A 5,966-nucleotide genomic window follows, 5' to 3' on the forward strand; every position below is an offset into this window, starting at 1 on the left:
ACACAGTCGTCCCAGCGGGCCTCCAGCATCGCCTCACGGAACTTCTTCGAACCATTGGCGTTCGTCCGCTCACCGATCGCCAGGTAGGCGGTGTCCTGCCGGAACGGCACCGATTGGTAGAGCGAGGCCGCGCCCGGCTCGGGCCGCGGAGCACGCTCCGGCGGGGTCATCTCACGGACCCGCTCCACGACCTGACGCAGATGCTCGGGGGTCGTACCGCAGCAGCCGCCCACCAAGGACAACCCGTACTCGCGCACGAACGTCTCCTGCGCGTCCGCCAGGCCCACCGGCCCCAGCGGGAAGGTGGCGCCCTGCGAACTCAGCACCGGCAGACCCGCGTTCGGCATGCACATCAGCGGCGTCGTCGAGTGCCGCGCCAGGTGGCGCAGGTGCTCGGTCATCTCGGCCGGACCGGTGGAGCAGTTCAGGCCGATCAGGTCGATACCCAGCGGCTCCAGGGCCGTCAGGGCCGCGCCGATCTCCGAACCCAGCAGCATCGTCCCGGTCGTCTCGAAGGCCAGCGAACAGATCAGCGGGACGTCGGCGCCGAGCGCCTCCATGGCACGCCGCGCACCGATCAGCGCCGCCTTCGTCTGCAACAGGTCCTGCGTCGTCTCCACCAGCAGCGCGTCCGCGCCGCCGGCCAGCAGCCCCTCGGCGTTGCGCTGGAACCCGTCGCGCAGCACGCCGTACGTGACATGCCCCAGCGTCGGCAGCTTCGTCCCGGGCCCCATCGACCCGAGGACCCAGCGCTGCTGTCCGGTCCTCGCGGTGAACTCGTCGGCGACCTCCCGGGCGACCCGCGCGCCCGCCTCCGACAACTCGTGCACCCGCCCGGCGATCTCGTACTCGCCGAGCGCCGAGTGATTCGCGCCGAACGTGTTGGTCTCCACGCAGTCGACGCCCACCGCGAAGTACGCCTCGTGGACCGCGCGGACGATGTCGGGACGGGTCACGTTGAGGACCTCGTTGCAGCCCTCCAGCTGCTGGAAGTCCTCCAGCGTCGGCTCCCGCTCCTGGAGCATGGTGCCCATCGCGCCGTCCGCCACGACCACGCGCGTCGCGAGGGCCTCCCGGAGCGCGGCGACGCGGCCGCCGCCCGTGGCGCTCACGACCGTCCGCCCAGGACCGCGGCGAGCGGCCGGGCGGCACCGGCACCGTAGGCGCCCTCGACGACGCGGGTCAGCCGCACCGGATCCACCTCGTACGTCTGCGAGCCGACCGCGCCGAGGACCACCGAGGCCAGCGCGCAGCCCAGCCGGGCCGCGGACCGGGCGTCGACGCCATGACCGAGGGCGGCGAGGAAACCGGCGCGGAAGGCGTCGCCGACACCCGTCGGGTCCGCCGTCTCGGCGACGGGAACGGCGGGGACGAGCAGGGGCTCCTGCCCGGCGCTCTCGACGCGGACGCCACCGGCGCCCAGCGTGGTGACCCAGCTGCCGACGGCGCCGAGCACCTCCGCCCGGGACCAGCCGGTGCGTTCGCGCAGCAGCGCCGCCTCGTACTCGTTGGTGAACAGCCAGGTCGCACCGGTCACCAGAGCGCGCACCTGGCCGCCGTCCAGGCGGGCCAGCTGCTGCGAGGGATCGGCGGCGAAGGGGATGCCGAGCTCCCGGCACCCGGCCGTGTGCCGCAGCATCGCCGACGGGTCGTCGGGGGAGACGAGGACGAGGCCGGGACGTTCGCCGCCGGTGAGCAGACCCCGCACATCGATGTCGGCGGCCTCGGCCATCGCGCCGGTGTGGAACGCGGCGATCTGATTGGCGTCCTGGTCGGTGATGCACATGAAGCGGGCCGTCTGCCGGTCGTCCGACACCCGCACCCCGCCGGTGTCCACGCCGTGCTCCTTCAACCACACCTCGTACTCGGCGAAGTCGGTGCCGACCGCGCCGATCAGCAGCGGCGCCAGGCCGAGCCCGCCGAGCCCGAACGCGATGTTGGCCGCGACGCCGCCCCTGCGCACCTCCAGCCCGTCGACCAGGAAGGAGAGCGAGAGGTGCGCCAGCTGGTCGGGCAGCAGATGGTCCGCGAACCGCCCGGGAAAGACCATCAGATGGTCGGTGGCTATGGAACCGGTCACCGCGATGCGCACAGATCACTCCTTGGTCGCTTCGGTCGCTGGACGCCGATGGTGCGCGGGCCCGGCCCATCGGCAGCGCGGCCGCACTCCGCCCGCGTACCGCCGGGGCCCGGCCGTCGGACGGCGGGCCCCGGCGGGCCCGCCGCACAGCCGCGGGCTCAGATGCCCGCGGCCGCCTTGAGCTGCTGGGCGCGGTCGGTGCGCTCCCAGGTGAAGTCGGGCAGTTCGCGGCCGAAGTGGCCGTAGGCGGCGGTCTGCGCGTAGATCGGGCGCAGCAGGTCGAGGTCGCGGATGATCGCGGCCGGACGCAGGTCGAACACCTCGTTGATCGCCGCCTCGATGGTGGCCTGCGCGACCTTGCCGGTGCCGAACGTCTCGACGAACAGGCCCACCGGCTCGGCCTTGCCGATCGCGTACGCGACCTGCACCTCGCAGCGGGACGCGAGCCCGGCCGCGACGACGTTCTTCGCCACCCAGCGCATCGCGTACGCGGCCGAGCGGTCCACCTTGGACGGGTCCTTGCCGGAGAACGCGCCGCCGCCGTGCCGGGCCATGCCGCCGTACGTGTCGATGATGATCTTGCGGCCGGTCAGGCCGGCGTCGCCCATCGGGCCGCCGATCTCGAACCGGCCCGTCGGGTTGACCAGCAGCCGGTAGTCGTCCGTCTCCAGCTTGATGCCCTCGTCGGCGAGTTGGCCGAGCACCTGCTCGACCACGTGCTCGCGCAGATCGGGGACGAGCAGGGAGTCCAGGTCGATGCCGGGGGCGTGCTGCGAGGACACCACGACCGTGTCGAGCCGGACCGGCCGGCTGCCCTGGTACTCGATGGTGACCTGGGTCTTGCCGTCGGGCCGCAGATAGGGGACCGTGCCGTCCTTGCGCACCGCGGTCAGGCGACGCGAGAGCCGGTGGGCCAGCTCGATCGGCAGCGGCATCAGGTTGGGCGTCTCGTCCGTCGCGTAGCCGAACATCAGGCCCTGGTCGCCCGCGCCCTGCTGGTCGAGCTCGTCGTCGGCCCCGTCGCGGGAGGCGCCTTCGACGCGCTTCTCGTACGCGGTGTCGACGCCCTGCGCGATGTCCGGCGACTGCGCGCCGATCGACACCGAGACACCGCAGGACGCGCCGTCGAAGCCCTTGGCGGAGGAGTCGTAGCCGATGTCGAGGACGGCCTCGCGCACGAGCTGGGCGATCGGCGCGTACGCCGAGGTCGTCACCTCACCGGCCACGTGCACCAGGCCGGTGGTGATCAGCGTCTCGACGGCGACGCGGGACGTGGGGTCCTCCCGCAGCAGCGCGTCGAGCACGGTGTCGCTGATCCGGTCGGCGATCTTGTCGGGGTGCCCCTCGGTCACGGACTCCGAGGTGAACAGGCGACGGGACATGACTCTCCAGACGGTTGTGGCCCACAGCGCGAAGGGCGTCAGACACGAAGCGCGGCACAGGCGGGCGAGACCGCCCGGGTGCCTGCCACGATGACCGATCTCGAAAGAGGAGCACTCGAAGAGCGCCAGAACCCCGCCAGAGCCGCCGCCGCACGACTGCGGCCCGGTGCGATCCGCAGGGGGATCGCACCGGGCCGCAGGGGTGTGGGTCAGTGCACGAGATTGCGCTCGTGCTCACCGGACCTGGCCGGCACGACCCGCGCCGGAGCGACCGCGAGCCGCTGCCGGAGCTTCTCGCCCTCGACATCGACGTTCGGCAGCAGTCGGCCGAGCCAGCCGGGCAGCCACCAGGCGGCGTCGCCCAGCAGCGCGTGCACGGCGGGCACGATCGTCATCCGGACCACGAACGCGTCGAACAGGACGGCCGAGGCGAGACCGAAGCCCATCATCTTCACCAGGTCGTTGACCTCGAAGACGAAGCCGGAGAAGACGCTGATCATGATGATCGCGGCGGCCGTGACGACCCGCCCGCTGTGCCGGAAACCGGTCACGACGGCCTCCTCGGCCCCGGCGCCGTGCACGTACGCCTCGCGCATCCGGGTCACGAGGAACACCTCGTAGTCCATCGCGAGGCCGAAGACCACGCCGATCATGAACATCGGCATCGTCGTCATGATCGGACCGGGCTGGTCGATCCCGAGCAGATCGGCGGCCCAGCCCCACTGGAACACGGCGACCACCGCGCCGAGCGCCGCGCTCACCGAGAGCAGGAACCCGAGCGCCGCCTTCAGCGGCACCAGCACCGAACGGAACACCAGGAGCAGCAGCAGGAACGCCAGGCCCACCACCAGTGCCAGATACGGCAGCAGGGCGTCCGACAGGGCCTGCGAGAAGTCGATGAACAGCGCCGTCTGCCCGGTCACCAGGATCTCGGACGCGCCCGAGGCCGACGCCAGCGACGCGGCCCTGGCCCGGACGTCCTTGACGAGTTCCTTCGTCCGGTCGTCCGTCGGACCCGTCTTCGGCACGACACTGAGGATCGCCGTGTCGCCCGCCTTGTTGGCGGCGGCCGGGGAGACGGAGTCGACGCCCGCCACCTTCTTCAGCGCGGCGCCGATCCTGTCACCGGCCGCTGCCGCGTCCTTGCCCTCCACGGTCACCGTCAGCGGACCGTTGAAGCCCGGCCCGAACGACTGCGACAGCAGGTCGTACGCCTTGCGCTGCGTGGTGTCCTTCGCCATCGTGCCCTCGCCCGGCAGGCCGAGCTCCAGCTGCGTGGCGGGCAGGGCAAGGGCACCGAGCCCGAGGACCGCGACGACGAGCACGCCGACCGGGCGGCGCACCACGAACGAGGCCCAGCGCGTCGACAGGTTCGGCCTGGTCCGCGCGGCCAGCTTCGCCGCCTTCTTCTCGGACCTCGCCAGCTTGCGGGCCGACAGCGGCTTCTTCGTCCGGACGAGACGACGGTCGGCGACCCGCAGCACACGGCGCGGCGCGAAGCCCAGCAGCGCCGGTACGAGGGTGACCGCCACCAGTACGGCGACGGCGACCGTACCCGCCGCGGCGAGACCCATCTTGGTGAGGATCGGGATGTCGACGACCGCGAGACCGGCCAGCGCGATGATCACGGTGAGTCCGGCGAAGACGACCGCCGAACCCGCGGTGCCGGTCGCCCGGCCCGCCGCGTCGTCGGGGGCGTGCCCCTCGGAGATCTCGGCGCGGTAGCGGAAGATGACGAACAGGGCGTAGTCGATGCCGACCGCGAGGCCGATCATCATCGCCAGCGTCGACGTCGTGGCCGACAGACCGAGGGTGCTGCCGAGCGCGGTGATGGCGGAGGTACCGATGCCCACCCCGATCAGGGCGGTCAGCAGCGGCATGCCGGCGGCGAGCAGCGCGCCGAACGTCAGCACCAGCACGACGGCGGAGACGAGCACACCGATCTGCTCACCGGTGCCGTTCATCTCCTGCTCGACCATGATGGCGTCACCGCCCGCCTCGACGGTCAGGCCGTCGTCGCGGGCCCGGTCGGTGGCGTCGGTGAGCGCGTCGTGCGCCTTGTCGGTGACGTCGGGCGCGGCGACCTCGTACGTCACCACGGCGTACGCGGTGCGGCCGTCGTCGCTGATCGAGCGGGCCTTGAACGGGTCGGCGACCGCGGCCACCTGAGGCGCCTTGCCGAGATCGCCGACGAGGCGTTCGACCACGGCGCGCTCGTCGGAGATCGACTTGCCGTCGGGTGCGCGCAGCACCACACGGGCACTGGCGCCCTCGGCGCTCGCGTCGGGGAACTTCTTCTCGAGCAGGTCGAACGCCTTCTGGGACTCGGTGCCCGGCATCGAGAACTGCTCGGTCGGCGGAGTGGGCGCGGACGACGCCGCGGCACCGACGCCGACGGCGATCAACACCCAGAAGAGAGCGAAGAGGCCGCGGCGCCTGAAGGCGAAGCGGCCGAGTCTGTACAGGAAGGTAGCCACGGCAACCGCACTTCCGTCAGTGGGGGG

4 protein-coding genes are annotated in these 5,966 nt (G+C 72.1%); all 4 read right to left on the bottom strand.

Features of this window, described 5'->3' with window-relative positions; genetic code table 11:
* The coding region (locus tag K377_RS40460) for a homocysteine S-methyltransferase family protein (RefSeq protein ID WP_181512773.1) at positions 1-1,034 on the bottom strand (1,034 nt) is incomplete at its 3' end.
* A gap of 74 nt (positions 1,035-1,108) precedes the next feature.
* Entirely contained in the window at positions 1,109-2,092 is a 984-nt protein-coding gene (locus tag K377_RS40465) for a carbohydrate kinase family protein (protein WP_111668640.1), read from the bottom strand.
* Positions 2,093-2,238: 146 nt separating this feature from the next.
* Entirely contained in the window at positions 2,239-3,462 is a 1,224-nt protein-coding gene (gene metK, locus K377_RS40470) for a methionine adenosyltransferase (protein ID WP_111668641.1), read from the bottom strand.
* A 209-nt stretch (positions 3,463-3,671) separates the two neighbouring features.
* Entirely contained in the window at positions 3,672-5,939 is a 2,268-nt protein-coding gene (locus K377_RS40475; protein WP_111668642.1) for an MMPL family transporter, read from the bottom strand.
* Between the last annotated feature and the right edge of the window lie 27 nt (positions 5,940-5,966).

The sequence above is a fragment of the Streptomyces sp. PsTaAH-137 genome, from assembly GCF_003259365.1.
GTDB lineage: Bacteria > Actinomycetota > Actinomycetes > Streptomycetales > Streptomycetaceae > Streptomyces.

Coding starts and splice junctions, on each gene's coding strand:
- metK (WP_111668641.1), bottom strand. CDS start 3,462: ATGTCCCGTCGCCTGTTCACCTCGGAGTCCGTGACCGAGGGGCACCCC.